Source organism: Nocardiopsis camelliae, assembly GCF_028993595.1.
In the GTDB taxonomy this organism is placed as follows: Bacteria; Actinomycetota; Actinomycetes; order Streptosporangiales; family Streptosporangiaceae; genus Nocardiopsis; species Nocardiopsis dassonvillei.
The window spans coordinates 2,941,968-2,964,664 of the sequence record NZ_CP118614.1 but is presented as its reverse complement, the minus strand read 5'-3'; the positions used below and the strand labels follow the sequence as shown (position 1 = coordinate 2,964,664).

24 protein-coding genes are annotated in these 22,697 nt (G+C 73.2%); 9 read left to right on the top strand and 15 right to left on the bottom strand.

Annotated features, from left to right (window positions below):
* Positions 1 to 3: 3 nt before the first annotated feature.
* From PV789_RS12955 to PV789_RS12935, 5 genes are all read right to left on the bottom strand, one after another.
* Positions 4 to 1,125 (bottom strand): NAD-dependent epimerase/dehydratase family protein, encoded by a 1,122-nt coding sequence (locus tag PV789_RS12955; RefSeq protein ID WP_274977654.1) that lies wholly within the window; start codon positions 1,123 to 1,125, stop codon positions 4 to 6.
* Positions 1,126 to 1,222: 97 nt separating this feature from the next.
* Complete coding sequence (locus tag PV789_RS12950) at positions 1,223 to 1,867, bottom strand: vitamin K epoxide reductase family protein (protein ID WP_274977653.1); 645 nt, start codon at positions 1,865 to 1,867, stop codon at positions 1,223 to 1,225.
* Complete coding sequence (locus tag PV789_RS12945) at positions 1,864 to 2,550, bottom strand: DsbA family protein (RefSeq protein WP_274977652.1); 687 nt, start codon at positions 2,548 to 2,550, stop codon at positions 1,864 to 1,866. The genes PV789_RS12950 and PV789_RS12945 overlap by 4 nt, the downstream gene beginning before the upstream one ends.
* A 128-nt stretch (positions 2,551 to 2,678) precedes the next feature.
* Positions 2,679 to 3,116: a hypothetical protein gene (locus tag PV789_RS12940; protein ID WP_274977651.1), complete on the bottom strand. Its 438-nt coding sequence runs from the start codon at positions 3,114 to 3,116 to the stop codon at positions 2,679 to 2,681.
* A 326-nt stretch (positions 3,117 to 3,442) separates the two neighbouring features.
* Positions 3,443 to 3,802, bottom strand: coding sequence for an ArsR/SmtB family transcription factor (locus PV789_RS12935; RefSeq protein ID WP_013152750.1), 360 nt, complete (start codon positions 3,800 to 3,802; stop codon positions 3,443 to 3,445).
* A gap of 60 nt (positions 3,803 to 3,862) precedes the next feature.
* Here PV789_RS12935 and PV789_RS12930 point away from each other — a divergent pair, with 60 nt between their 5' ends.
* Positions 3,863 to 5,143, top strand: coding sequence for an MFS transporter (locus PV789_RS12930; protein ID WP_274977650.1), 1,281 nt, complete (start codon positions 3,863 to 3,865; stop codon positions 5,141 to 5,143).
* 67 nt (positions 5,144 to 5,210) lie between these two features.
* On the opposite strand, the gene PV789_RS12925 is transcribed toward PV789_RS12930, so the two are convergent.
* The 3 genes from PV789_RS12925 to PV789_RS12915 all read right to left on the bottom strand — a co-directional run bounded on the left by PV789_RS12925 (position 5,211) and on the right by PV789_RS12915 (position 8,428).
* Positions 5,211 to 6,401 carry a mycothiol transferase gene (locus PV789_RS12925; RefSeq protein WP_274977649.1) on the bottom strand — a complete coding sequence of 397 codons (1,191 nt, stop codon included), beginning with the start codon at positions 6,399 to 6,401 and terminating at the stop codon, positions 5,211 to 5,213.
* Positions 6,402 to 6,624: 223 nt separating this feature from the next.
* Positions 6,625 to 7,227 (bottom strand): helix-turn-helix domain-containing protein, encoded by a 603-nt coding sequence (locus PV789_RS12920; RefSeq protein WP_274977648.1) that lies wholly within the window; start codon positions 7,225 to 7,227, stop codon positions 6,625 to 6,627.
* 160 nt (positions 7,228 to 7,387) lie between these two features.
* Positions 7,388 to 8,428: a DUF6924 domain-containing protein gene (locus tag PV789_RS12915; RefSeq protein WP_274977647.1), complete on the bottom strand. Its 1,041-nt coding sequence runs from the start codon at positions 8,426 to 8,428 to the stop codon at positions 7,388 to 7,390.
* Positions 8,429 to 8,647: 219 nt separating this feature from the next.
* Between PV789_RS12915 and PV789_RS12910 the strand changes: the two genes are divergently transcribed.
* Positions 8,648 to 9,223 (top strand): snapalysin family zinc-dependent metalloprotease, encoded by a 576-nt coding sequence (locus PV789_RS12910; protein ID WP_274977646.1) that lies wholly within the window; start codon positions 8,648 to 8,650, stop codon positions 9,221 to 9,223.
* 335 nt (positions 9,224 to 9,558) lie between these two features.
* On the opposite strand, the gene PV789_RS12905 is transcribed toward PV789_RS12910, so the two are convergent.
* From PV789_RS12905 to PV789_RS12885, 5 genes are all read right to left on the bottom strand, one after another.
* Positions 9,559 to 10,434, bottom strand: a complete 876-nt coding sequence (locus PV789_RS12905; RefSeq protein ID WP_274977645.1) for a sulfite exporter TauE/SafE family protein — start codon at positions 10,432 to 10,434, stop codon at positions 9,559 to 9,561.
* 171 nt (positions 10,435 to 10,605) lie between these two features.
* Positions 10,606 to 12,024 (bottom strand): MBL fold metallo-hydrolase, encoded by a 1,419-nt coding sequence (locus tag PV789_RS12900; RefSeq protein ID WP_274977644.1) that lies wholly within the window; start codon positions 12,022 to 12,024, stop codon positions 10,606 to 10,608.
* Between the two features lie 100 nt (positions 12,025 to 12,124).
* Entirely contained in the window at positions 12,125 to 12,697 is a 573-nt protein-coding gene (locus PV789_RS12895) for a rhodanese-like domain-containing protein (RefSeq protein WP_274977643.1), read from the bottom strand.
* Positions 12,698 to 12,925: 228 nt separating this feature from the next.
* On the bottom strand, positions 12,926 to 13,177 hold the full coding sequence (locus tag PV789_RS12890) for a metal-sensitive transcriptional regulator (RefSeq protein WP_019611331.1): 252 nt from the start codon (positions 13,175 to 13,177) through the stop codon (positions 12,926 to 12,928).
* A 226-nt stretch (positions 13,178 to 13,403) separates the two neighbouring features.
* Positions 13,404 to 14,018 carry a TetR/AcrR family transcriptional regulator C-terminal domain-containing protein gene (locus tag PV789_RS12885; protein ID WP_274977642.1) on the bottom strand — a complete coding sequence of 205 codons (615 nt, stop codon included), beginning with the start codon at positions 14,016 to 14,018 and terminating at the stop codon, positions 13,404 to 13,406.
* A gap of 79 nt (positions 14,019 to 14,097) precedes the next feature.
* Between PV789_RS12885 and PV789_RS12880 the strand changes: the two genes are divergently transcribed.
* The 3 genes from PV789_RS12880 to PV789_RS12870 all read left to right on the top strand — a co-directional run bounded on the left by PV789_RS12880 (position 14,098) and on the right by PV789_RS12870 (position 16,642).
* Positions 14,098 to 14,562, top strand: coding sequence for a hypothetical protein (locus tag PV789_RS12880; protein WP_274977641.1), 465 nt, complete (start codon positions 14,098 to 14,100; stop codon positions 14,560 to 14,562).
* Complete coding sequence (locus tag PV789_RS12875) at positions 14,559 to 15,980, top strand: MFS transporter (protein ID WP_274977640.1); 1,422 nt, start codon at positions 14,559 to 14,561, stop codon at positions 15,978 to 15,980. The genes PV789_RS12880 and PV789_RS12875 overlap by 4 nt, the downstream gene beginning before the upstream one ends.
* Before the next feature lie 230 nt (positions 15,981 to 16,210).
* Entirely contained in the window at positions 16,211 to 16,642 is a 432-nt protein-coding gene (locus PV789_RS12870; RefSeq protein ID WP_274977639.1) for an HIT family protein, read from the top strand.
* 24 nt (positions 16,643 to 16,666) lie between these two features.
* On the opposite strand, the gene PV789_RS12865 is transcribed toward PV789_RS12870, so the two are convergent.
* Positions 16,667 to 17,464 carry a helix-turn-helix transcriptional regulator gene (locus PV789_RS12865; protein WP_274977638.1) on the bottom strand — a complete coding sequence of 266 codons (798 nt, stop codon included), beginning with the start codon at positions 17,462 to 17,464 and terminating at the stop codon, positions 16,667 to 16,669.
* 170 nt (positions 17,465 to 17,634) lie between these two features.
* On the opposite strand from PV789_RS12865, the gene PV789_RS12860 reads away from it, so the two are divergent.
* Complete coding sequence (locus tag PV789_RS12860; RefSeq protein WP_274977637.1) at positions 17,635 to 17,970, top strand: hypothetical protein; 336 nt, start codon at positions 17,635 to 17,637, stop codon at positions 17,968 to 17,970.
* A 59-nt stretch (positions 17,971 to 18,029) separates the two neighbouring features.
* A complete protein-coding gene (locus tag PV789_RS12855; RefSeq protein ID WP_274977636.1) occupies positions 18,030 to 18,596 on the top strand; it encodes a nuclear transport factor 2 family protein in 567 nt (188 codons plus the stop codon).
* Positions 18,597 to 18,696: 100 nt separating this feature from the next.
* Here PV789_RS12855 and PV789_RS12850 read toward each other — a convergent pair whose 3' ends face one another.
* A complete protein-coding gene (locus PV789_RS12850; protein ID WP_274977635.1) occupies positions 18,697 to 19,173 on the bottom strand; it encodes a MarR family winged helix-turn-helix transcriptional regulator in 477 nt (158 codons plus the stop codon).
* A 217-nt stretch (positions 19,174 to 19,390) separates the two neighbouring features.
* Between PV789_RS12850 and PV789_RS12845 the strand changes: the two genes are divergently transcribed.
* Entirely contained in the window at positions 19,391 to 21,205 is a 1,815-nt protein-coding gene (locus tag PV789_RS12845) for a flavin-containing monooxygenase (RefSeq protein WP_274977634.1), read from the top strand.
* Between the two features lie 170 nt (positions 21,206 to 21,375).
* Positions 21,376 to 22,416 (top strand): SMP-30/gluconolactonase/LRE family protein, encoded by a 1,041-nt coding sequence (locus PV789_RS12840; protein WP_274977633.1) that lies wholly within the window; start codon positions 21,376 to 21,378, stop codon positions 22,414 to 22,416.
* The last annotated feature ends 281 nt before the right edge of the window (positions 22,417 to 22,697 follow it).

The following is a 22,697-nucleotide window of genomic DNA, read 5'->3' as shown; positions in this document are numbered from 1 at the left end:
AAGTCATGTGGACACAGGCCGGGAAAGGCGGTCGCGACACGCGGACGCCTCGGCCTCCGGCGCCGTCGAACCGGTCGAACCGCGCAGTTCGGCGCGGGCGAACTCGGCCATCCCCTCGGCGAAGCCGACCCCGGGCCGCCAGGACAGCTCCCGCCTCAGGCGGTCGGAGGAGGCGGTGATGTGCCGGACGTCGCCGAGCCGGTACTCGCCGGTGACCACGGGTTCGGGGCCGCCGTGCGCGTCCGCCAGCGCCCGGGCCATCTCACCGATGGTGTGCGGGGTCCCGCTGCCGGTGTTGAAGGCGGACAGCTCCCCCGGGGCCCTGCCCTCGACGGCCTCCAGCGCCGCCACGTTGGCCCGCGCCACGTCGCCCACGTGCACGAAGTCGCGCCGCTGGCGGCCGTCCTCGAACACGCGCGGCGCCTCGCCCCGTGCCAGCGCCGAGCGGAAGAAGGAGGCCACGCCCGCGTACGGGGTGTCGCGCGGCATCCCCGGCCCGTACACGTTGTGGTAGCGCAGCGACACCGCGCGTCCGCCGACGGAGCGGGCCCACGACGCGCACAGGTGCTCCTGCGCCAGCTTCGTGGTGGCGTAGACGTTGCGCGGGTCGCTCGGCGCGTCCTCCCCCACCAGGCCGGGCACGAGCGACGCCCCGCACCGGGGGCACGGCGGGTCGAACACCCCCGCCCGCAGGTCCGCCTCCGACCTCGGGCCGGGACGGACGTCGCCGTGCTCGGGGCACGTGTACCGCCCCTCCCCGTAGACGACCATCGAACCGGCCATCACGATGTCGCGGACGCCGGTCCGGGCCATGGCGGCCAGCAGGACCGCCGTGCCCAGGTCGTTGCAGCGGACGTAGTCGGGGGCGTCCAGGAAGTCCGCGGAGCCCAGCCCCACCATCGCCGCCTGGTGGCAGACCGCGTCCACGCCCCGTAGGGCCCGCTCGACGATCTCGCCGTCCCGGACGTCGCCCACGACGTCGACGGTTCTGTGCTCGGTGTCCCTCCCGCTGTGGGCCTGGGGCAGGTAGGCGTCGAGTGTGACCGCCTCGTGCCCGGCCAGGCGGAGTTCCTCCGCGACCCTCGATCCGATGAACCCGGCACCACCCGTGACCAGTACGCGCATGGACCCAACCTACGTTCCGTACACGCTCCGTCACGGGCACCGCCACGCACGCCGGCGCCGATTCGCCGACGTGCGCGGCGGCCCGCCGGGGGCTGGCTCACAGCAGCGTGGACCAGTAGGTCCAGAACGCCTGGGCGACGGCGCCGACGACCGCCAGCGCCCACACGGTGAGCACGACGGTGTGGTTGCGGGCCAGCAGGTCCAGGGGCCCGGCGGCCCATCCCGGCGCGGGCAGGTGCGCGGAGCGCACGTTGTGCAGTGTGACGTACCAGAAGAGCGGGATCGTCACCGCCCACACGACCAGGCAGTACGGGCACAGCGCGCCGATGCGGTACAGGCTCTGGAAAATCAGCCAGTGCACGAAGACCGCGCCGAACACCACACCCGCCTGGAGCCCGAGCCAGAACCAGCGGTCGAAGCGCGCCCCGGCGGCCAGCGCCGCGCCCACGGTGGTGACCACGGCGAAGCAGACCACTCCGATGACCGGGTTGGGCACCCCGAAGACCTCGGCCTGCGGGGTGGCCATGACGGTGCCGCAGGAGAGCACCGGGTTGAGGCTGCACGCGGGCACGTGACCGGGGTCGGCCAGCACCCGGATCCTCTCCACCAGCAGGGCCAGTGCCGCGAGCAGCCCGGCGCCGCCGCCCAGGGTGAGCAGCCAGGGCAGGGCCCGGCTGATGACGGGTGTCGCGGCACCGGGCGGGGACACCGCGGCGCGTCGGGGCTCGGTGGGGGCGTTCATTCCTCCAGCTCCCGGTCGATCATCGTCGAGAGCGTCTCGTAGCCGGGCATGCTGGGGGTGGGGCGGCCGTTGACGAAGATGGTCGGGGTGCCCCGCACGCCCAGGGCCACGCCGTCCCGGAAGTCGGACCGCACGCGCTCCAGCGTGGCGGGGTCCTCCATGGTCGCGGTGAACTCCTCCGTGTCCAGGCCCAGGTCCTCGGCGAAGCCGACGAACACCTCGGCCTTGGAGTCCCGGGACTCGCCCCACTCGGCCTGGGTCTCGTACATCCGGACGTACATCTGCTCCAGCGCGCCCTGCTGGGCTGCGGCCTCCACGGCCGCGGCGGCGGGCTCGGCGTTGGTGTGCCCGGGCATGGGGAAGTAGCGGATGACCGTGTTGATCCGCCCGTCGTAGTCCTCGCGGATACGTTCCATGACGGGGAACTGGGCGCGGCAGGCCTCGCACTCGAAGTCGAGGAACTCCACGACCGTCACCGGCGCCTCCTCCACCCGGTCGAGGTGGCGGCTGTCCTCGCGGACCAGGAGTCCGGCCGGTGCGGTGGGTGCGGCCTGCGGGTCGGCGGAGCCGTCCGTGGCCGCGGGGGCGGCGGGGCCGCCCCGGTCGTCGAGGGCGATGAGGAGGCCGAGGCCGATGACGGCGACCATGATCAGGCCGAGGGTGATGCCGAGGTTCTTGCTCATGTGGGTGTGTCCTGGGGTGCGGGGCGCGGCGGAGCGCGCCCGGGGAGACGGTCACGTGGAGGGGGCCGCGCGGGGCGCGGCCGCGGACCTCCTCGCGCGGGACGCGGGGAGGGGCGGGTGACCGTGTCCTAGACCCGTTGGACGCAGAGCAGGGTCAGCAGCCCGTACCCGTGGGGGGCCAGGGGCGGGCGGCTGACGGGGCGCGGGGCCGGTCCCGGGCGCGGGGCCAGCAGGAGCGCGAGGACCAGGGCGACGCCGAGGGCGACGAGGAACAGGGGCGGCGCGGTGGGCAGTCCGTGCCCCTCGGTCACCTCGCACGCGTGCGCGGCCTGCGGGGCGGCGGCCGGGGCCGCGTCGGTGACCGCGGCGGCCTCCCGGGGCCGCTCCGGGCAGTCGGCCGTCGCGGCGGCGGTGGCAGCGGTGGACGCGGCGGCTGCGGTTGCGGAAACGGCCTGGGTGACCGGGCCCGTGCTGTGGCACAGCGCGCACATGAAGCACATGAGCACCAGCGCGACCAGCGGCACCGCGAGGGTGCGCTGTCGCCGCGTGGAGGTGTGCCGGTCCATGTCAGGAACTGTAGCGGTGGTGTCGCCGGGGTGTTCGGCGGCCACGGGACAGGGGAACCCCGCACCGCTGTCGGCGGACGCTGGGACACGCCGGTGCGTCAGGCGTTCCACCGGAGCCGGGCGGGCCGCCTCGGCCTCGCGGCGGCGCGGACGCCCCGGGACGGGGTTTCTGGACCAAGCTCCTATGAGGTCACGATCGCCCGGCCGGTCGCGTGTAGCGGCTCTCCCGAGCAGGCCGACGCATCACATCAAGGACAACCTGTCGGCGTCGGTCAGTCGGTGGGTCGGACCTGTTCGGACAAGCCACTCACTACACACACCCACAGTCAGTCGTGGAAGGGTTCGCCCGTCACGACGTGGTCGGCGTGGTTGAGCGCCTCCAGCACCAGGCGGCGCAGGTGGCCGTCGCGCAGCTGGTAGATGGCGTGCCGGGACTCCTTGCGGAACTCCACCAGTCCGGCCAGGCGCAGCTTGGCCAGGTGTTGGGAGACCGCGGTGCGCGACGCTCCGCAGGCCTCGGTCAGCTGGCCCACGTCCGCCTCGCCCCCGGCCAGGGTCCACAGCAGGTGCAGCCGGGTGGGGTCGGCCAGCAGGGCGAACACGCTCGCGGCCACGGCGAGCCGCTCGGGTTCGGGCGGAGCCGGGTGCACGCGGCTGGGGACGGCCTGCTCGTCGCTGGTGCGCATGTGCGCAGTCTAGGGCCCGGAGGGGGAAGGACCCCGCGCTATATGACATCATGTGCGTACTTGCGCACTTATATGGTGCGCCTGGTCGAGCTCTTCCTACTTCTCCGGGTGGTGGTCAGGGTGTGGCGGGTACTGGCGGACTTCGCGTCCTACCGCAGGTTGTTCTACGCCCAGGTCGTAGCGCTGGCGGGCACCGGGCTGGCCACGGTCGCCCTGGCGCTGCTGGCCTACGATCTGGCCCCGGGCCAGGCGGGACGGGTAGTGGCCACCGCCCTGACCGTCAAGATGCTCGCCTACGTGGGCGCGGGGCCGCTGCTGACCGCGGCCCTGGCCCGGGCCCCGCGCAAGGCGGTGCTGATGGGCTCGGACGCGGTGCGCGCCCTGGCGGTGGCCTGCCTGCCGTTCGTGGACCAGGTCTGGCAGGTGTACGCGCTCATCGCCGTGCTCCAGTGCGCCTCGGCGGCCTTCACCCCCACCTTCCAGGCGGTCATCCCCGAACTGGTGGACGACCGCGGCTACACCTCGGCACTGGCCCTGTCCCGGCTGGCCTACGACCTGGAGGCGCTGGCCTCGCCGCTGCTGGCCGCACTCGTGCTGCTCGCGGTGCCCTTCGACGGCCTGTTCACGCTGACCGCGCTCGGCTTCGCCGTCTCCGCCGCCCTGGTGGCCACCACCGCCCTGCCCGCCCCGACGCCCGAGTCGCGGAGCCCGCGCCGGGCCGCGGCGAGCTGGCGGGCCTTCGGCACCGACCGGCGCCTGCTGGCGCTGACGGCGTTGAACACGGCGGTGGCCGTGGTCACCGCGCTGGTCCTGGTCGACACCGTCGTCCTCGTCCGCTCCCACCTGGGCGGCGGCGACACCGCCGTGGCGCTGGTGCTGGCCTGCTTCGGCGGCGGTTCGATGGCGGTGGCGCTGGCGCTGGGAGCACTGGTGGACCGGTTCGGCACGCGCGCGCTCATGCTCACCGGGCCCGGCGTCCTCACGGCGGGAGCGGCGGCACTGGCTCTGGGTTGGGCTCTGGCGCCGGGGCCGCTGGTGCTCGGCGCGGGGTGGGCGGTGCTGGGCGCGGGGTGCGCGCTGGTGTCCGCGCCCACGGGGCGGCTGCTGCGCGAGGCCGCTCCCGAGGGCTCGCTGGCGGGGGTCTTCGCCGCCCAGTTCTCCCTCTCCCACGCCTGCTTCCTGCTCACCTACCCACTGGCCGGATGGGCCGGAGGCCTGGAACCGGTCCTGGTGCTGGGCGGCGCCGGGGTGCTCACCGGGGCGTGCGCCCTGGCGGCGGCGGTCCTGTGGCGCCCCGGCGCGGTCGCGGCGGACCCGGCCTCCGCCCCCGGGGGCCGCTGAGGTCCCCGTCGCACCGGTCCCGGCCCGTGAGGCGGTGGGAGGGGTGCGCGGGAGGGCGCGGTGGCGGTCAGCGGCCGGTGCGGCCGTCGACCAGCTCGCGGAGGATGTCCAGGTGCCCTGCGTGGCGGCCGGTCTCCTCGATCATGTGCACGAGCGCCCACCGCATCGACGGGGCCGACCTGTTCCGGCGCCCCGCGTGCGCGGGCCCGCCGAGATCGTCGCAGGCGGCGATGGCCCGGTCGGCGGCGGCGACGGCGTCGCGGTACCCCTCCAGAACGCCCGACGTGGTCTCGCCCGCATCGGCGTGGAACGTGGCCTGCCAGTCGCCGACCTCCTCCCCGAGGAAGAGGGAGCGCTCGACGTGGGCCAGGTGCTTGACCAGGCCGAGCAGGTTCGTGCCGGACGCGACGCCCGGGGCGCGCACGTGCCGCTCCGGTGCGCCGTCCAGCTTGGCGAGGACGCTCTCGCGCAGGTAGGTCAGGAACCCGGTGAGGACCTCCTTCTCTCCGGGGCCGGTCCCGGGCGGGGGCTGGTCGCGTCGGCGCGAAGGCGCGGCGGGCGTCTTCGCGGACTCCTCCGGCGCCACCCCCGAGCGGCGCCGGGCCACCACCACGTTGTCGCTCACCCGCGCGCTCCGGCCGTCGGGGCCGTGGGCCGTCCGCGAACGCCGCTCGCACACGAGTCCGGTCCAGTCGGTTCCCAGGTCCAGCGACCGCCACAGGTCCTCGGGTGCGGGGAAGTCGTCGCGCTGCTCCCAGGACCAGGGCGCGCTGGACGCGTGGTCGATCACGACCAGCAGCCCGCCCCCGCCCACCGATCGTGCGGCCCGGCGCAGCGCGGCGTCACGGTCGATGTCCACCGGGGTGTGGAAGTAGTTCGCGTAGACCAGGTCCCGCGGTCCGGTGTCCGGGGTCGACAGCGCCAGGTCGTGGCGCCGCGTGGTGAGGGAGCCCTGGACCCCGGCGCGGCGGGCCCGCTCGGCCAGCACGGCCAGGGCGTGTTCCGCGACGTCGACGGCCGTGACGTTCCAGCCCCGGCCCGCCAGCCACAGGGCGTCCCCGCCCCGGCCGCAGGCGAGTTCGAGGGCGCGGGGCGGGCCCGCCCCGCTTCCCGGCTCCGGCGGTGGCACCAGGGCCAGTTCCCCGGCGAGTCGCGCGAAGGCCGCGTTGGGGCCGGGCGGCGGCGTCGAGGGGTCATCGTCCCGGTAGCGGGGTTCCCAGAAATCGCGGCTGGGCGAGGTGTTCTCGTCTGTCTCCATGGACGCCAGTGTTCGCCCCGCCGGGGCCGCGGGGCCAGTTCTCTTGCAGAACTGCAAAAGCACGTGCGCACGGCGCGTCCCCGACAGCTCCGGGCGTCTCCCGCGATCGCCCCGGGTCTCCCCCGGTGGTTCCGGGCCCCTCCCCCTGCGGCCCCGTCTCCGGCGGGCCGGGGGCGGGCACGCGGCTGTGCGGGTGTCCGTCCGCTCCGCGCGCCCGGCCCCCTCAGGTCCCGTGCAGGTGGACGCGTTCGCCCTGGGTTCCGAAGATCGCGATGGTCTCCGCCGGTTCGTCCTCGGCGGGGTTGCCGATCCAGTGCGGGGTCCGGGTGTCGAACTCGACCGCCTCCCCCGCGCCCAGCAGCAGGTCCTGCTCGGCGCCCAGGACCAGCCGGATGGTCCCCGAGAGCACGTAGAACCACTCGTGCCCCTCGTGTGTGCGCAGCTCGGGCGGCGGCAGCGTCCGCGCGGGCGGGTAGAGGACCTTGTAGGCCTGGACCCCGCCCGCGCGCCGGGTGAGCGGGACGAACGTCAGGCCGAAGCGGCGCACCGGGTGCAGGTGCACCCGCGGATCGCCCACCCTGGGCGCGTCCACCAGTTCGTCGATGGGCACCCGGTACACGCGCGAGAGCGGGAGCAGCTGGCCCAGCGTCGGCTGCACGCGCCCGGTCTCCAGGCGCGACAGCGTGCTCGGGGTGACCCCCGTGCGCTCCGACAGCTCGGCGAGGGTCAGCCGCGCGCGGTTGCGCAGGCCCCGCAGCCGTGCGCCCACTGCACGGAGCACGTCGGCGTCGCCCTCGTCGGCACGGTGGCTCCCGCTCTCATCCATATCCGCAACCTACCGCGCGTCGGCGGGAACGGCGGCCCGTGCTGGCCGGCGAGGCGGTCACGGCCGCCCGCCCCCGCCGGAACCGGCCGCGGGGAGGCCCGCCCGCACCGAGGGCGGGGGCGCAGGCCCCTCCGGCCGGGCGGAGCCCCGCCCCCACGGGTCACCACCACCCGTGCATGTGTGCCTTCTCCTCCACGTCCATGTAGTCCTCGACGTCCTGGTTGGCGATGGCCAGGTTGACCAGCATGAGCCCGGCCTTCTCCGGGACGAGCCGGAAGGTGCGCCCCGCGTGCGCCTCCAGCGGGACGACCAGGAGCCGGTGCTCCGGATCGCTCATGGCGGTCCGGTCCGCCACCAGCAGGGCGTCCGCGGCGCCCTCGTCGGGGTCCTCCGGGTCGGCGCGGACCAGCGACATCAGCTGCTCGGGGGTGGCGCCCTCGAACACCGGGTCGTCCACGACCCCGATGTGGTCGCCGAAGTCGTCGATCGGATTCCCGTAGCCCGGACCCGGGCGGTACACGGTGTCCAGGAGCGCCGTCCAGGCGGCCTCGTCGGTGAAGTCGGTGCGCACGAGCAGGCCGTCGTTGGCGTGGGTGAGCGGAGGCAGGGGCCGGGCCGGGGGCTCGTAGCGGGGCGGGGCCTCCTGGGCCTCCAGGTGGGCGCCCACGGGGTCGGGGAGGCCGGCCTCCCAGTCCTCCACCGTCTCGTCCTCCTCGGTCTCCCACTCGGGTTCGGCCGGAGCCCAATCCTCGAAGTCGTCCAGGACCGCGTCCAGGTCCTGGCAGTGCATCACCAGGTAGGTCAGGGCCGCCTGGCGGGGCGTGATGCGGAACGCCTCCCCGCCGGTGCCGCGGAACGCCAGCAGCGGGCGCGGACCGGCGTTGGCCATGGTCCTGTCGTTGGCGAGCAGGACCACGTCGGGGACCCACTCCCCGTCCCGGCCCAGGGCCCCGACCACCTCCTCGGGGGTGGCGCCCCGCCAGGCGGGGTCGTCCACCACGACCAGGCGACGGGGAACGGGGGCCTCCGACACCTCGGAGGCCTCCTGGCCGGGGGCGGGCGCCACCAGACCGGGCAGTTCTCCCATGCGGGAGAGCACGTCGTCCCAGGCCTCGTCGTCGTGGTCGGTGCGCAGGAGCAGCATCCCGGGCACGTGCGACGCGTCGTCGGCGGGCGGCAGGGGCAGGGCGGGACGGTCCATCAGGGGGTACCTCGCGGTGGTCGTGGCGTACGGATTCCTCCGTTGTATCGGACCTCTACGACAGAACGGCGCGCTCTCCCCCGGGGCCTGCGAACCGGTACGCGGTGCCCCAATTAGGCGTCCCGCACATCTTGTGGCGGCACACCGCTACGCATAGCATCGACCCGACCCCACCGGGTCACCAGGCAGCATCAGCACCCTCACCCCCGGGAGACCCCCATGCTGAGACGTGTCCTCATGCCCTTCCTGATCGCCCTGAGCGCCCTGGCGCTGACGCTGGTGGGCACCGCGCCGGCCACCGCCGCGCCCGCGGAGCAGACCCAGCCGCTGCGCCAGACCGTCCTGTACTACGACGCCAGCCGGGCCGCCGAGTACACCTCCGCCGTCGCCTCGGCCGTGAACGTGTGGAACTCCAGCGTCAACAACGTGCGCCTGGAACCGGCCTCCGCCGGACGGCGCGCCGAGATCCGGATCGTCGCCGACGACGGCTGGCCCCGCGCCCACCTGGGCCCGGTGCGCCCGGGCGGGCAGGTCACCGTCTGGATGGGCCGCCAGGGCACCGCCCAGGGCTACGACGCGGTGCGCATCGCCGCGCACGAACTCGGCCACAGCCTGGGCCTGCCCGACGCCAAGCCCGGCCCGTGCTCGTCGCTGATGTCGGGCTCCACCGGCGGCGTGAACTGCACCAGCCGCTACCCCAACGCCTCCGAGCGCTCGCGGGTGGAGGCCAACTACGGCAGCGGCCTGAGCGGCCAGCGCGTCGCGGACGGTCAGCTCCTGGTCGACCGCTTCTGAGCCGACCGCGCCCGCCCGGGCGCCCCGGCTCCGAGCCCGACGGACTCGGGCGCCGGTCCGCACCGGCGGGCCGGCGCCCGGGGCGTCGCACACCCCGTCGCGCCCGGGTGGGACCGGCCCTCGCTGGCAGGGTCGGCCCCGCCCGCCGCCAACCGCGCGGGCGTCCGTCTCGACGCGGGGCCGCCGCACCTCCGGCGGAGGGCGGGGTCATCCCGCGCACGACCGGAAAAGGGGCCCCACCCGGACCGGATCGGGCGTATCCGCCTCGATCCATCCGGCGCCCGGCCGGAAAAAAAGGGGTTGAGGGGCTGCTTTCCGCCGGCCATCCGCACCGGTCATCCAGCGCGCGGCCGGAGGAGGGGGACCAGGGGACAGCGGTCACCGACCAGGCGGCACACCAGGGCCAGGGCCGCCAGACCCGCCGCCGCGGCGACCAGGGCCGAGCCGAGGGGGTCGGAGAGCCCCTGGACCAGCACGAACACCCCCGTGATCAGCACGAAGCCACCGAACCCCTTGCGCAGGGCGGCTTCGGGCACGCGGGAGGTCAGGCGCACCCCGACGAGCGAACCGGCCACCGCGAGCGCGCTGACCGCGCCGACCAGGGCCCAGTCCGGGCTCACGGCGGTCAGGTAACCGGTGAGTCCGGCGAAGGACTTCATGCCGATCACGAGCAGGGAGGTGCCCACGGCGGCCGGCATGGCCAGTCCGCCCAGCAGCACCAGGGCGGGCACGACGAGGAAGCCTCCTCCGGCGCCGACCAGCCCGGTGACCGCGCCGATCACCACTCCGTCGAGGACGACGCGTCCCAGCGGCGGCGCCGCGGCGGCCGTCCCCCGGCCGGAGGTCGCCCTCCCGCCCCGGAGCATGGCCAGGGCGGTCGCGACCATCATGAGGGCGAAGGCGGTCATCAACAGGGCGCCGGGGACGTGCGCTCCCACCACGCCGCCGGCGAAGGCCCCCGCCATCCCGGCGGCTCCGAACACCAGCCCGGTACGCCAGCGCACGTTTCCCGCACGTGCGTGCGCGAGCGCGCCGACGAGCGAGGTGACGCCCACGACGAACAGGGACGCGGCGATGGCCTCCTTGGGGTCCATGCCCGCGACGTAGGTCAGCAGCGGCACCATCAGAATGGAACCGCCTCCGCCGAGCAGTCCGAGTGCGAGCCCGACCACCACGGCGAGGCCCAGGGCGAGGACGATCTGAAACTCCATGTTGACTCCGCTTGCGTGGCTCGCCGCCGCGGATGCGGGCGGCCGTTGGCTCGGGAATGGTGGGGCGCGGGGGGCGGTCCGACGACGCGGGGCCGCCCGGACGACGCGGGGCGGGCCGCGCACGCACGCGCCCCGCTCCGCGGGGCGGCGGGCGCGGCCCCGCCGTGTGCCTCAGTCGGCACCAGCGCGTACCGACGCGTGCCGGTCCCGCCTCCAGTCCTCCCAGGCTCCGTAACCCCGGTCGAGTTCGACGACGTCGTATCCCGCGCGGCGCAGAGCCGAGGCCGCCACGGAACTGCGGGCGCCCGACTGGCAGTAGCTCACGATGGTGCCGTCGGTCGGCAGCGCGTCGAGGTTCCACAGCACACGGCCCGCGCTGAGCTGCCGCGAACCGGGGATGTGCCCCTCGGCGTGCTCGCCCCTGGTGCGCACGTCCAGCAGGAGCGCGGCACCGGCCTGTTCGAGTTCCTCGGGGGTGACGCGCGGCGGCACGGTCCTCGGCAGGCCCTCCGTGCTGGTTGTGTAACCGGACACGTGGTCGATGCCGACGCGCAACAGGTGGTCGCGCACCCGGCGGGCGGTGTCCCCGTCGTCGGCGAGCAGCACCAGGGGGCGGGTTTCGGACTCGGGGTCGTGGGCCCAGGCCCCGAAGGTCGCGGCCTTGGCCGGACCCGGGATGTTCAGCGCCCCCGCCACGGTGCCCCGGTGGACCTCGGCGTGGGTCCGGGTGTCGACGAGGACGCTCCCGCCCTCGTTCAGGGACCTGCCGACCTCCTCGCCGGAGAGCGCGGGCGGCGGGGCGAGGCGGCCCAGGATTCGGGGCCCCTCCCTGTTCTGGCGCTTCATCCGCGCGAAGTAGGCGTGGGCGTCGGGCTGCCCGTCGAGCAGTTCCGCGACGAAGCCCTCCATGTCGTCGGCGCGCAGGTAGGGCCCCCACCAGGCGTTGAGCCGCTCGTATCCGACCGTGGTGGCCGGGAGCGCGCCGAGGGCCTTGCCGCAGGCGCTGCCCGCCCCGTGTCCGGGAAGGACCTGGACGTGGTCCGGCAGGTTCAGGAACACCCGGCGCAGGCTCTCGAAGAGCTGGCGGGCGCCCTCGAACCGGGTGCCGGTCCCCCCGGCGGCCTCGTCGAGCAGGTCGGGACGGCCCAGGTCGCCGGCGAAGACGAAGTCACCCGAGAGCAGGTAGCCGGGGTCGCGGCTGAACGCCCCGTCCGTCACCAGGAAGGAGAGGTGCTCGGGCGTGTGCCCGGGGGTGTGGCTCGCGCGGACCGTGATGTTGCCGACGGTGATGGCGTCACCGTCGAGCAGCCGTTCGGCGTCGAACCCGTACTGCCAGTCCTGACCGCCCTCGCCGGAGACGTACGCGGTGGCGCCGGTGGCCGCGGCGAGTTCGCGGGTGCCGGAGAGGTAGTCGGCGTGGATGTGGGTCTCGGTCACGGCGACGATGCGCATGCCGTGTGCGCGGGCCAGTGCGAGGTAGTCGTCGATGTCGCGGCGGGCGTCGACCACGACGGCCTCTCCTCTGGCCTGACAGCCGACGAAGTAGCCGGCCTGGGCGAGGTCTTCGTCGTAGAGGCGTTCCAACAGCATGCTCTGCTCCTTGTCCGATTGGTGCTGTGTGGTGTGTCAGCCCTGTTCGGATACCGGGGGGAGTATCCAGAGGGCAGAAGGCGGCCCTGTTCGCGTGCGCTCATCGGCCGACGCCGATGCGGGCCAGCGAGTCCTCGATGTCGACCTCCTCGCTCGGCCGGTTGTAGGGAAGGCGGGACAGGGCCATGCCCATGGCGCAGGTGTCGGTGACGGCGGCGAAGACCAGCCCCGCACCGACGACCCCGGCGACCGCCACCGCCGGGAACCACATCAGGGAGGTGAGCACCGAGCCCAGGACGATGCCGCCCGCCACCAGCCGGACCTGGCGTTCCAGCGCCCATCTCTCGCGGCCGCGCTCCAGGGGCGCCCCCTGCGCCTCCCAGGCGTTCATGCCGCCTTCCAGCACGACCGTGTCGCCCAGGCCCGCCCCCGCCAACGTGTTCCGGCACCGCCCGGCCCGCCTGCCGGAGCGGCAGACCAGAACGAGGGGGCCGCGCGCGCCGGTGACGATGCGCTCCAGGTGGGCGTCCACCTGATCCAGCGGCAGGTTGACAGCCCCCGGGATGTGCGAGCCCTCGTATTCGGCGGGGGTGCGCACGTCGACGATCAGGGCGCGGGGGTCGGTTTCGAGCAGTACGCGCACGGCGCGCACGTCGATGCCGTGGTCACTCATGTGTTTCCTTCCTTCGGTGGCGTGGGAGTGGATCTGGATACACCCGGGGGTATCCGGTGGACGGAGCGGGACTCCGGGCGCGCGGTAACCCGGACTACCCGATATCCGCCCCCACATACTGGGGGGAGTATCCAGAAATCATGGAGGCACCCGGGCAGAGGCCGGAGTGGAACTCCGCGGGAAAGGCGGCGCGCGGGCGCCCGACACCCGGTCGGCGCCCGCGAACCCTCAGGCCAGCGCCAGGAACAGCTTCTCCAGCTCCTCCTCGGTGAGCTCGGGCTCCTCGCCCCGCTCGCGTGCGGTGTTGCAGTGCCGCATGCCGCTCGCGACGATCTTGAACCCCGCCCGGTCCAGGGCCCGGGAGACCGCGGCCAGCTGCTGGAGGACGGCGGCGCAGTCCTCCCCCGCCTCCATCATCGAGATGACACCGGAGAGCTGGCCCTGCGCGCGCTTGAGTCGCGTGATGGCGTCGCCCACCATTTCAGGCTTCATCTGGTCTCCTTCCGCCCATGCCCCCACTATACCCCCGGGTGTATCCGCGCGGCCAGTCGCGTAGGTCACACCGGCACCAGGAGCCCGTGCACGAACCGGTGCACACCCACCACAGGATCCGCCCGTCCCGCCCTGCTCGGAGGCGTGTCCCGTTCCGGAACCTGATCAGCGCGCGGAGGACGACGACGGCGACGCGCCGGGAATCCCGCGTCTTTCACAGGAGACTCTCATAACCGGTGACGAGTGCGGTCAGGGTGAACCCCACCCGGGCGTCGACACCGGGAAACCCCGCTTCGAGGGCCTCGTTCACCAAGGGCAGGTCGGCACTTCCAGGCGCGGGGCCGCCGGAGTTCTCGTCCCGCTTGGTCAGGTGTTGCCCGAGCACGGACGAGGCCGTCGCGTGCACGATGGTCAGGGCGGTCCCAGCGGTGAAACCCGCCGTGGTGAGGATGCGCAGGAGGCCTTCGAGTTCGCGAAGGTTCCGACCGGTCAGGGCGGGGCGGGTGGCGAAGAGGGTGGCCACCCCCGGATGGGCGAGCAGTCCTCGGTGCAGATCGAGCGCATAACCGGTGATCGCCTCCTGCCACGAGACCGACGCCTCGGGTTCGCGGATCGACTCGGCGAGGACGTGTTCGACGATCGCGTCCTCAAGCGCCTCCTTGTTGCGCACGTGGTGGTAGAGGGTCATCGCCTCCACGTCGAGCTCGCGAGCCAGCCGCCGCATGGACAGCGCGGCGACCCCTTCGGAGTCGACCAGTCCCACGGCGGTTCGCAGCACCCGGCGCCGACTCAGACCGGCGTGCTTGCCCTGGACGCGCGTTTGGCCCATGCCACCCCCCGATTGACCTCTCTTACGGCGTAAGAGTAGCATCAAGCCGTCTCATACACCGTAAGAGAGGTGGTGCGCCATGTCAGCCGAGAAGCAGGGCCCCCGCAACGGGGGCGGTGGGAACCTCACACAGGCGTTGCAGATCGGCGCCGGTCTGCAGGTGGTGTGCATCCTGCTGCCGGTCCTGGATCTGTGGCTCTTCGGGTCGGTGGAACGACACGTGCGGGCCGCCTACCCCCAGTGGGGCGCCGCCGAGATGGCCGCCGCCCGGACGGCGATCATCCTCTACCTGGTGATCGTCGGCGCGGCAGGGCTCGCGGGATGGTTCTTCGCCCTGGCGGCGGTTCGGCGCGGGTGGCGGGAGCGCGGGGTGGTCACGGCCCTGTTCGCGGTCGGCATGGGGGTGCTCATCCTCAGCGCCGGGGCCGGGGTCGGTGCGTACGACCGGATCGTTCCCCTGTGGTTGGGCCTGACCCTGCTCTGTCTTCCGGCTCTCCCGGGGGTCACCGCGTTGGTCGCCGTCTGGTACGGAAGGGACCGATGACACCGGCAAGCGTCTCCGCGCGTTCTCTCCCCCTGGCGGTCGCCGCGCTGGCGGTCATCGGCTTCGTCTCGGTACTGGTCAGTTCGGTCACGTCGATGGCGCTCACCACCCTGGCGGAGGCTCTTGGGACCTCCATGAGTTCGATCGTGTGGGTCACGACGGTCTTCCTGTTGACGGCGGGACTGGCGCTCCCCTTCGCCGGGTGGGCTGTGGACCGATTCGGCGGCCGCCCGGTGCTGCTGGTGGGTCTCGCGGTCTTCGCGGCGGGTGCGCTGGGAAGCGGATCGGCGGTGACGTTCGAACAGCTCATCGCGGCACGCGCCGTACAGGGGCTCGGCGGCGGAGTCCTGGAGCCCGCCTGCCTGGCCTTGATCTCGCAGATCACCGACCGCAGACGCATCGGCGCGGTCATGGGGCTGATGTCCATGGTGATCAACCTCGCCCCGGCGGTCGGACCCGTCATCGGCACCGCTCTGTTGTCCGCCGCGGGTTGGCGCAGCGTCTTCCTCTTCGCCGTACCGCCCGTACTCCTGGCTGGCGTACTCCTGGCTCTTTCCCTGGGTCGGTGGAGAACGTCCCCCGGCACCGACTCATCAGCCGCAGGGGCAGCTCAGGCCCACCGGTTCGACCTTGTCGGCCTGGTCCTGCTCGGTCTCGGCTTCACCGCAAACCTGTTCGCCGTCGGTCGGCTCTCCGCTGGAACGCCGTGGTCGGCGCTCACCGCGGGTGTACTGGGCGCACTGCTGTTGACCGCCTACGTCTGGCGTTCTCTGCGCGTACCCGCGCCGATCATCGACCCCCGGCTCTTCACCGACCGTCGTTTCTCCGGAGCCGCCGCGATCATGGGTACGGGTGGCGTGCTGCTGTTCTCCATACTCACTCTCGTGCCCCTGATGGCCGCACGGTCATGGAATCTCAGCGGGTTCACCCAGGCGGTGCCACTGGCGGCCTTCGGAACGGGAATGCTGGTGTCGATGAGCGTCGCCGGAGCGCTCTCGGACCGCGTCGGATCCCGAAGGATCGTCACCACCGCAGCGTCCTGTTCAGCGGGTTCCCTGGCTCTCCTGGCGGCCTGCTCGCAACTCCTGCCCTCCCCCGCGTTGGTGTGCACGCTCCTTCTGTGCCTCACCGGCCTCTCCTTCGGATCGGTATCCGCGCCGACCTTCGCCAGCATCTACCGCATACTCCCGGCAGCGATGGCCGGGAGGGGCACCACGGCCGTCCTGCTCGTCGTCCAGCTCGGCGCGGCACTCGGCGTCACCGGGATCGGATCCCTGGTCGGTGCTGCGGGCAGTCGTTCCCACACAACCGTGCTCGTGCTGCTCGCGGGGCTCATGCTCACAGCAGCCGGTGTCGCCGCACTGGCCCTCTCCCGGGAGGCGAGTGCGCGGCACGCCGATGATCGGACCACGCGGTAGAGCGATCCAACCGCCGGGACCCAACGCGTCCACGGCATCTTCGGCCCGGTTGACCGTCGACACCGAGATGAGGAAACACCAGTTCAAATGGGTCGGAACCGTGGAGCTGTCCGGGGTCGGTGGCGACAGGCCGCCCCCGCAGCGCCCACCGGCCCCGGACGACCCACCGGCCCCCGGCCCCCACACTGTGAGGAACCGTCTGTCCCCGCCCTTGCTGGAAAGGCCTGCCCTTGCCGACCCTCTTCTCCCAGATCATCGCCGGCGACCTCCCCGGACACTTCGTGTGGAAGGACCCCGAGGTCGTGGCCTTCCTGTCCATCGCCCCGCTCCGGCCGGGCCACACCCTGGTCGTCCCCCGGGCGGAGATCGACCACTGGACCGATGCCGACCCCGCCCTCCTGACCAGGTGCATGGAAGTGGCCCAGGCCGTCGGCCGGGGCGTTCGCACCGCCTGGAACGCGCCCCGCGCCGGACTGCTCGTCGCGGGCTTCGAGGTTCCGCACATGCACGTCCACGTGGCCCCCGTCTGGAACATGTCCGACTTCGACGTCAGCGGCGTCGAGACCGAGACGGACCACGCCGTCCTCGACCGCTCGGCCGAGCGGCTGCGCACCGCCCTCCGGGAACTGGGCTTCGAACACGCCGTCGCGCCCAGGGACTGACGCCGCCCCTCCCGGCGTGCGGGACTACCCGTCTCCGTGAGGCGTGTACAGCATGATCCAGTGGTCCCGCTCGGGGTCGTGGAGCACCTCGATCTCGAAGCGGGCCCACCCCCGCGTCGGGTGGCGCATCTGTTTGACCGCGGACCTCGAAACGCCGACCTCCCCCTCCTCCCAGTGGTCACGGAAACTCTGACTGGTCGCGGTGAGCTCGGCGAGCAGGGCGCGAAGGTAGTCGTCGCCGGGGTACCGGCTCAGCGCCGTCCGGAGTTCGGCGGCGGCGACCCGCAGGAACAGGTCCGCGCCCTCTCCCCCGAGCAGCTGCGCGAGCACGTCGGTCGTGAAGGCCTGGTAGGCGATGTTGCGCTCGAACGGACCACCGCCGGTCAAGGACCCCAGCAGCTCCTGCGCTGCCTTGTTGCGGGCCAGGAGGTCGAGCCGCCCGTCGTGCACGGTGACCGGCATCGTCTCGTCCAGGCCCCGCAGCAGGCGCAGCAGCCCGGGGCGGATGACCGACGAGGGCGAGGCCGGTTCGGGCGGGGGCTCGCCCCCCAGCCGGAAGAGGTGGTCGCGTTCGGCGTCCGAGAGCCCGAACGCCCGGGCCAGCGAGGAGAGGATCTCACGCGAGGGGCGCGGCGCCCTGCCCTGTTCCAGGCGCGTGTAGTACTCCACCGAGATACCGGCGATGTCGGAGACCTCCTGGCGGCGGAGCCCCGGGACCCGCCGACGGGACACCCGCACCCCGCCCCGCGGCTCCGGAGGGCTCATCGCGGCCCTGCGCCGCCGCAGGTACTCCCCGAACTCGGTCCGATCGCTGCTCGACATACCCCCATTGTCCCCGCCCCGTGCCGTCGGGCGAGCCTGGTCCTGCCAGTACCACCCTCGACGCGGTCTTCCTCCCCCGCCCGGCTCCCCGGATCATCGAGAGCACACCGCACCGGGCGGGCCGGGACCGCCCGGAACGCGCGGCGGACACCCGAGGCCGAGGAGACGGCATGACGAGTACAGCGTGGACCCTCCCGATCCCCCGGGAGCGCGTCCAGGAGTTCCGGGACCTGCTCACCGCCCTGAACAGGGACCACCTCCCCGGTCTGGACACCCGGGCCCGGGAGGTCGGCTACCACCGGGAACGGATGTGGCTCCAGCCCAACGACGACGGCGGCGCCGAGTTCATCGTCTACCTCGAATTCGACGAGGGCGTGGACCTGGCCGCCTTCTCCGAGCGGCTCCTGGCCTACGAGTCGGAGTTCACACGGTGGTGGACGCCCCGCTTCGGATCCTTCGGGCTCCCCGGGTCGTTCGGTGAACCCCTGCTGTCCTGGGACGCCTGAACCGGCTCCCCGCCCGCGCTACAAGACGAACCCGCAGAACACGACGATCGGAGACCCTCATGCACGACCAGAAGCTGACCCCCGCCACCCCTGCCGCCCACGCCGGACTCGCCGTCGCCCAGGAGTTCATCCGCGCCGTCGAGGCCAAGGACATCGACGCCGTGACCCGGACCCTGGCCGAGGACGCGCGGCAGTTGTTCATGCACGCCCGGGGCGCCACGACCCCCGAGGGGGTCGCGGACATCATCGAGGGGCGCACACGGGGCCTGTGCGTCGCGGACGTCAAGGGCAGGAGCGAGGTCCTGGCCTACACGGGCGCGCTGTTCGACAAGTTCGCCCCGCTGCGGTGGCGCGACCACGCGTGGCGCGTCTCGCCCGACGGCCGCCAGCTCTTCTTCCACGGCGTCGGCGACATGGTCGTCGCTCGCACGGGCCAGCCCTACCGCAACACCTATGTGACGCGGTTCGACGTGGAGGACGGCCGGATCGTCCTCATGGCCGAGTACGGGAACGCGCTCATGTACGCCGGTCTGGGCGTGCGCCCGAACGGGGCCGAGTTCCGGGCCCTGCTGCGCGCGGTCGGACGCATGGTCTCGCCGCGGCTCTCCGCCCGGTCGGGCCGGTGACCCTTTCGCCCCGCCCCGTGCGGGCGGGGCGCACCCCTTTCCGCGCGGTCCTGGCCGGCCTCCCGTAGTCGCCCCGGCCGGGCCCGCCCGGCGGAGGGAGTCAGTCCGGTGCGCCCAGCCGGGAGATCTCCCTGCTCACCGCGCGGAACCCCTGTTCGAGGGCGCGCAGGTCCTCCATCGGCAGGCCCATGAGGATGTCGTCGCGAAAGGGCCGCGCCACCATCAGGCGCCGCACGACCGAGGCGCCCAGGGGCGTGGCGCGGAGGCGGCGGACGCGCTGGTCGTCGGGGTCGGCCGAGCGCTCGGCGACGCCGTGGGCCACGAGCCGGTCGAGCACGCCCGACATCGACGCCATGGAGACGCCGAACGACTCCGACAGCCCCCTGCCCGTCGCGCCCTCCTTCGTGGTGACCAGGACCATGAGCACCCTGAGCTGCTGGATGGTGAGGTCCATCGACAGCAGGTTCTGCAGAAGGGCGGCCATCACGGTCTCCTCCATGACCCCGTTCAGGGTCTGGATCTCGCGCACGATGCGTTCGCGTTCGTGTTCGCCCTGTTCGGAAACCTGTTGCCGCATGCCGCCATGATAGAGCGCCGCGACGGGCGCCCCCGGACCCAAATACTTAGCCTGATGCTAAGCTTTTTGGCGTACGGTTCAACGACACCGCCGCCGCATCGGGATGGCAGCCGCCCGGATCCCGTTCCACGCTCCCGTGAGCACCACGGCCATCCCCCGCGCGAGCCCGGCGCCGCGTCCGCGTCGCGATGCGACGGCAACGAAGTGAGGACGGCACATGGGCACAGCCTCCGACGCGCACCGCGATGAAGACAGCACCGAGGAGATCGGCCTCGACGCGCTGCGGGCCAGGTACGCCCGCGAGCGCGACCGCCGCATCCGCCCCGACGGCGCCGGCCAGTACCGCTCGGCCAAGGGCGGGTTCGGCTACTACGCCAAGGACCCCTACACCCCCTGGACCGAACGCGAACCGCTGACCGACACCGTGGAGGTGCTCGTGATCGGCGGCGGCTTCGGCGGCCTGACCACCGGCGCGCGGCTGCGCCAGGCGGGCGTGGAGTCGATCCGGATGATGGACGAGGCGGGCGACTTCGGCGGGACCTGGTACTGGAACCGCTACCCGGGCATCCACTGCGACATCGAGTCCTACTCCTACATGCCCCTGTTGGAGGAGGTCGGCTACGTCCCGAAGTGGCGCTACGCCCCCGGCGAGGAGATCCGCCGCCACGCCGTGGCCATCGCCCAGACCTTCGGCCTGTACCACGACACGCTGTTCCACACCCGCGCCACCGCACTGACCTGGGACGAGGACGCGGACGAGTGGGTGGTGGAGACCGACCGCGGCGACCGGATGCGCGCGCGGTTCGTCATCACCTCCTCGGGCACGCTCACCCAGCCCAAGCTGCCGGGCATCCCGGGGATCGACACCTTCCGGGGCCACACCTTCCACACCAGCCGCTGGGACTACGGCTACACGGGCGGCGACCAGACCGGCGGCCTCACCGGCCTCGCCGACAAGCGGGTCGCGGTCGTGGGCACCGGCGCGACCGGCGTGCAGGTCATCCCGCACCTGGGCCGCGACGCCCGGCACCTGTACGTGTTCCAGCGCACCCCCTCCTCGGTGGACGTGCGCGACAACCGCCCCACCGACCCGGAGTGGGCGGCCTCCCTCAAGCCCGGCTGGCAGCGCGAGCGCATGGAGAACCTCCTGGCGATCCTCTCCGGCGAGCCGGTCGAGACCGACCTGACCCGCGACGGCTGGACCTCCACCGCCCGGCTCCAGCGCAAGATGATCACCGGCGCGCTGGACACCAGCGTCCCGGCCGAGGAGCGCGAGCGGATCGACGAGCTCGTCGACGCCCGCAAGATGAACCAGATCCGGGCGCGCGTGGACGAGGTCGTGGACGACCCGGCCACGGCCGAGCTGCTCAAGCCCTGGTACCGCTACATGTGCAAGCGGCCCTGCTTCAGCGACCACTACCTCCAGACCTTCAACCGGCCCGACGTCACCCTGGTGGACACCGCGGACCACGGCGGCATCACCCGCATGACCGAGGACGCGATCGTCGTCGGGGACACCGAGTACCCCGTGGACTGCGTCGTCTTCGCCACCGGGTTCGACGTGGGCGTGTCCGGGGTGATGTCGGGAACGCTGCCGGTGCGCGGGCGCGGCGGGCGCGACCTGCTGGCCTCCTGGAGCCGCGGACCCAGCACGCTGCACGGCTTCTACAGCAACGGGTTCCCGAACCTGTTCCACCTGGGCGCGCTCCAGAACGCCAACTCGGTGAACTTCGCGCACATCCTGCTGGAGCAGGCCGAGCACATCGCCGCCGTCGTCGCCGAGGCGCGCAAGACCGGGGCCCCGGTGGTCGAGCCCTCCCAGGAGGCCGCCGACGAGTGGGGCCGGACCGTCCGGGAGACCGCGCACGACAACTCGGCGTTCCAGGCCGAGTGCACTCCCGGCTACTACAACCGCGAGGGCGCGGGCGTGCACGGCGGCTTCTCCTACAGCCCCGGTCCCGTGGCCTTCCACCGGCTGCTGGCGGACTGGCGCGGGAGCCGCATGCACGAGGTCATGGACGCACGGCCCTAACAGCGCGCGGCCGTTCCGGCCGGGAACCCTCGCGGGCGCCCTCCTCCGGAACGCCCCGTCCTCCGGGGCGTGCCCGGCGCACGCGCGCCCCGCCGCGCGGCGGGGCGCGCGTGCGCCGGGCACGCCCCCTGACACCCGATCCCGCATCCCAGACCCCGAGGGAGAACCGTATGGAACCGCACTGCCCCAGGCCGCGACGAACGGTGGCCGCCCGCGCACTCGCCGCGCTGGCCCTGACCGGCGCGGCGGCCGGATGCGCCGCCCCCGCCGCCACGAGCGAGGACGGAGAGGACGGCGGAACCGAGCGCACCGCCGAACTCCTGGTCCAGGTGACCTCCGTCCACGAGGAGACGGGGATGACCCTGCTCGAAGGCCCGACCTTCGACGCCGACGGGCGCCTGCTCGTCGTGGACGTCACCGCCCCCGCCGGGGAGCCCAAGGTGCTCGGGGTGGACACCGAATCCCGGGAGGTGACCCCGGTGTTCACCGATGAGACCAGCGCCTACACCTCCGCGCAGTTCAGCCCGCACGACGACCGGCTCTACCTGACCGACTTCGCCGGCGGGAAGATCGACAGCATCACCCCCGAGGGCGGGGACCACACCACGTTCTTCTCCGGGGAGGTCGACGGCGCGCCGATGAACCCCGACGACCTGGCCTTCGACGAGGCCGGGAACATGTACGTCAGCGACTCGGCCGGTGTCATGGACCCGGCGTGGGAACGCCGGGGCAGGGTCGTCAGAATCGACCACGAGACCGCGGAGGCGACCGTCCTGGCCGAGGAGCTGCCCGCGCCCAACGGCATCTCGTTCACACCGGACTTCTCGGGGCTGTGGGTCGGCCAGTACGGCGACAACCGCGTGGACCACTACGCGCTGAACGAGGACGGCACCGAGGTGGTGACCTCCCACGCCGCCCTGTACTTCGACGGCGGCACGAGCCGGATCGACTCCATCGCGGTGGACGCCGACGGCAACCTCTACCAGGCCGTCCACGGCCAGCCGCGCATCTTCGTGTACAGCCCGCTCGGTGAGCACCTGGCGACGGTCGGCGTCCCTGCCGACGCAGCCGAGGGGCTGTACTCGGCCACCAACGTGGCCATCGCGCCGGGGACCACCGAGGCCTACATGACCGTCAGCGGGGACGACGGAGGGTTCGTCTACTCCTTCGACGCGCTCGCCGAGGGGATCCGCCAGTCCAACGGCGGCTGACCGTCCGACCCGCGCGGAGGGGGTCGGGAGCGGTCGCGCGGCCCGCCCGGGAGCACGTCGGCCGGTTCCCGGGCGGGAGGGGAGGGCCCTGGCCACGCCCGTCCAGGCGGCGGGGCGACGGGCCGTCCCGCCCCGGGGGTCACGTCGGCCGAACCCCGGAGCGGCAGGGGATCCGGGACACGACCGCCCGGGACACGGGGCGACGGGCCGTCCCATCCCAGGGGGCACGTCAGCCAACCTCCGGAACATCGGGAGACCCGGGTCACAACCCACCGTGTCAC

Coding starts and splice junctions, on each gene's coding strand:
- PV789_RS12955 (WP_274977654.1), bottom strand. CDS start 1,125: ATGCGCGTACTGGTCACGGGTGGTGCCGGGTTCATCGGATCGAGGGTC.
- PV789_RS12950 (WP_274977653.1), bottom strand. CDS start 1,867: ATGAACGCCCCCACCGAGCCCCGACGCGCCGCGGTGTCCCCGCCCGGT.
- PV789_RS12945 (WP_274977652.1), bottom strand. CDS start 2,550: ATGAGCAAGAACCTCGGCATCACCCTCGGCCTGATCATGGTCGCCGTC.
- PV789_RS12940 (WP_274977651.1), bottom strand. CDS start 3,116: ATGGACCGGCACACCTCCACGCGGCGACAGCGCACCCTCGCGGTGCCG.
- PV789_RS12935 (WP_013152750.1), bottom strand. CDS start 3,802: ATGCGCACCAGCGACGAGCAGGCCGTCCCCAGCCGCGTGCACCCGGCT.
- PV789_RS12925 (WP_274977649.1), bottom strand. CDS start 6,401: ATGGAGACAGACGAGAACACCTCGCCCAGCCGCGATTTCTGGGAACCC.
- PV789_RS12920 (WP_274977648.1), bottom strand. CDS start 7,227: ATGGATGAGAGCGGGAGCCACCGTGCCGACGAGGGCGACGCCGACGTG.
- PV789_RS12915 (WP_274977647.1), bottom strand. CDS start 8,428: ATGGACCGTCCCGCCCTGCCCCTGCCGCCCGCCGACGACGCGTCGCAC.
- PV789_RS12910 (WP_274977646.1), top strand. CDS start 8,648: ATGCTGAGACGTGTCCTCATGCCCTTCCTGATCGCCCTGAGCGCCCTG.
- PV789_RS12905 (WP_274977645.1), bottom strand. CDS start 10,434: ATGGAGTTTCAGATCGTCCTCGCCCTGGGCCTCGCCGTGGTGGTCGGG.
- PV789_RS12900 (WP_274977644.1), bottom strand. CDS start 12,024: ATGCTGTTGGAACGCCTCTACGACGAAGACCTCGCCCAGGCCGGCTAC.
- PV789_RS12895 (WP_274977643.1), bottom strand. CDS start 12,697: ATGAGTGACCACGGCATCGACGTGCGCGCCGTGCGCGTACTGCTCGAA.
- PV789_RS12890 (WP_019611331.1), bottom strand. CDS start 13,177: ATGGTGGGCGACGCCATCACGCGACTCAAGCGCGCGCAGGGCCAGCTC.
- PV789_RS12885 (WP_274977642.1), bottom strand. CDS start 14,018: ATGGGCCAAACGCGCGTCCAGGGCAAGCACGCCGGTCTGAGTCGGCGC.
- PV789_RS12880 (WP_274977641.1), top strand. CDS start 14,098: ATGTCAGCCGAGAAGCAGGGCCCCCGCAACGGGGGCGGTGGGAACCTC.
- PV789_RS12875 (WP_274977640.1), top strand. CDS start 14,559: ATGACACCGGCAAGCGTCTCCGCGCGTTCTCTCCCCCTGGCGGTCGCC.
- PV789_RS12865 (WP_274977638.1), bottom strand. CDS start 17,464: ATGTCGAGCAGCGATCGGACCGAGTTCGGGGAGTACCTGCGGCGGCGC.
- PV789_RS12860 (WP_274977637.1), top strand. CDS start 17,635: ATGACGAGTACAGCGTGGACCCTCCCGATCCCCCGGGAGCGCGTCCAG.
- PV789_RS12855 (WP_274977636.1), top strand. CDS start 18,030: ATGCACGACCAGAAGCTGACCCCCGCCACCCCTGCCGCCCACGCCGGA.
- PV789_RS12850 (WP_274977635.1), bottom strand. CDS start 19,173: ATGCGGCAACAGGTTTCCGAACAGGGCGAACACGAACGCGAACGCATC.
- PV789_RS12845 (WP_274977634.1), top strand. CDS start 19,391: ATGGGCACAGCCTCCGACGCGCACCGCGATGAAGACAGCACCGAGGAG.
- PV789_RS12840 (WP_274977633.1), top strand. CDS start 21,376: ATGGAACCGCACTGCCCCAGGCCGCGACGAACGGTGGCCGCCCGCGCA.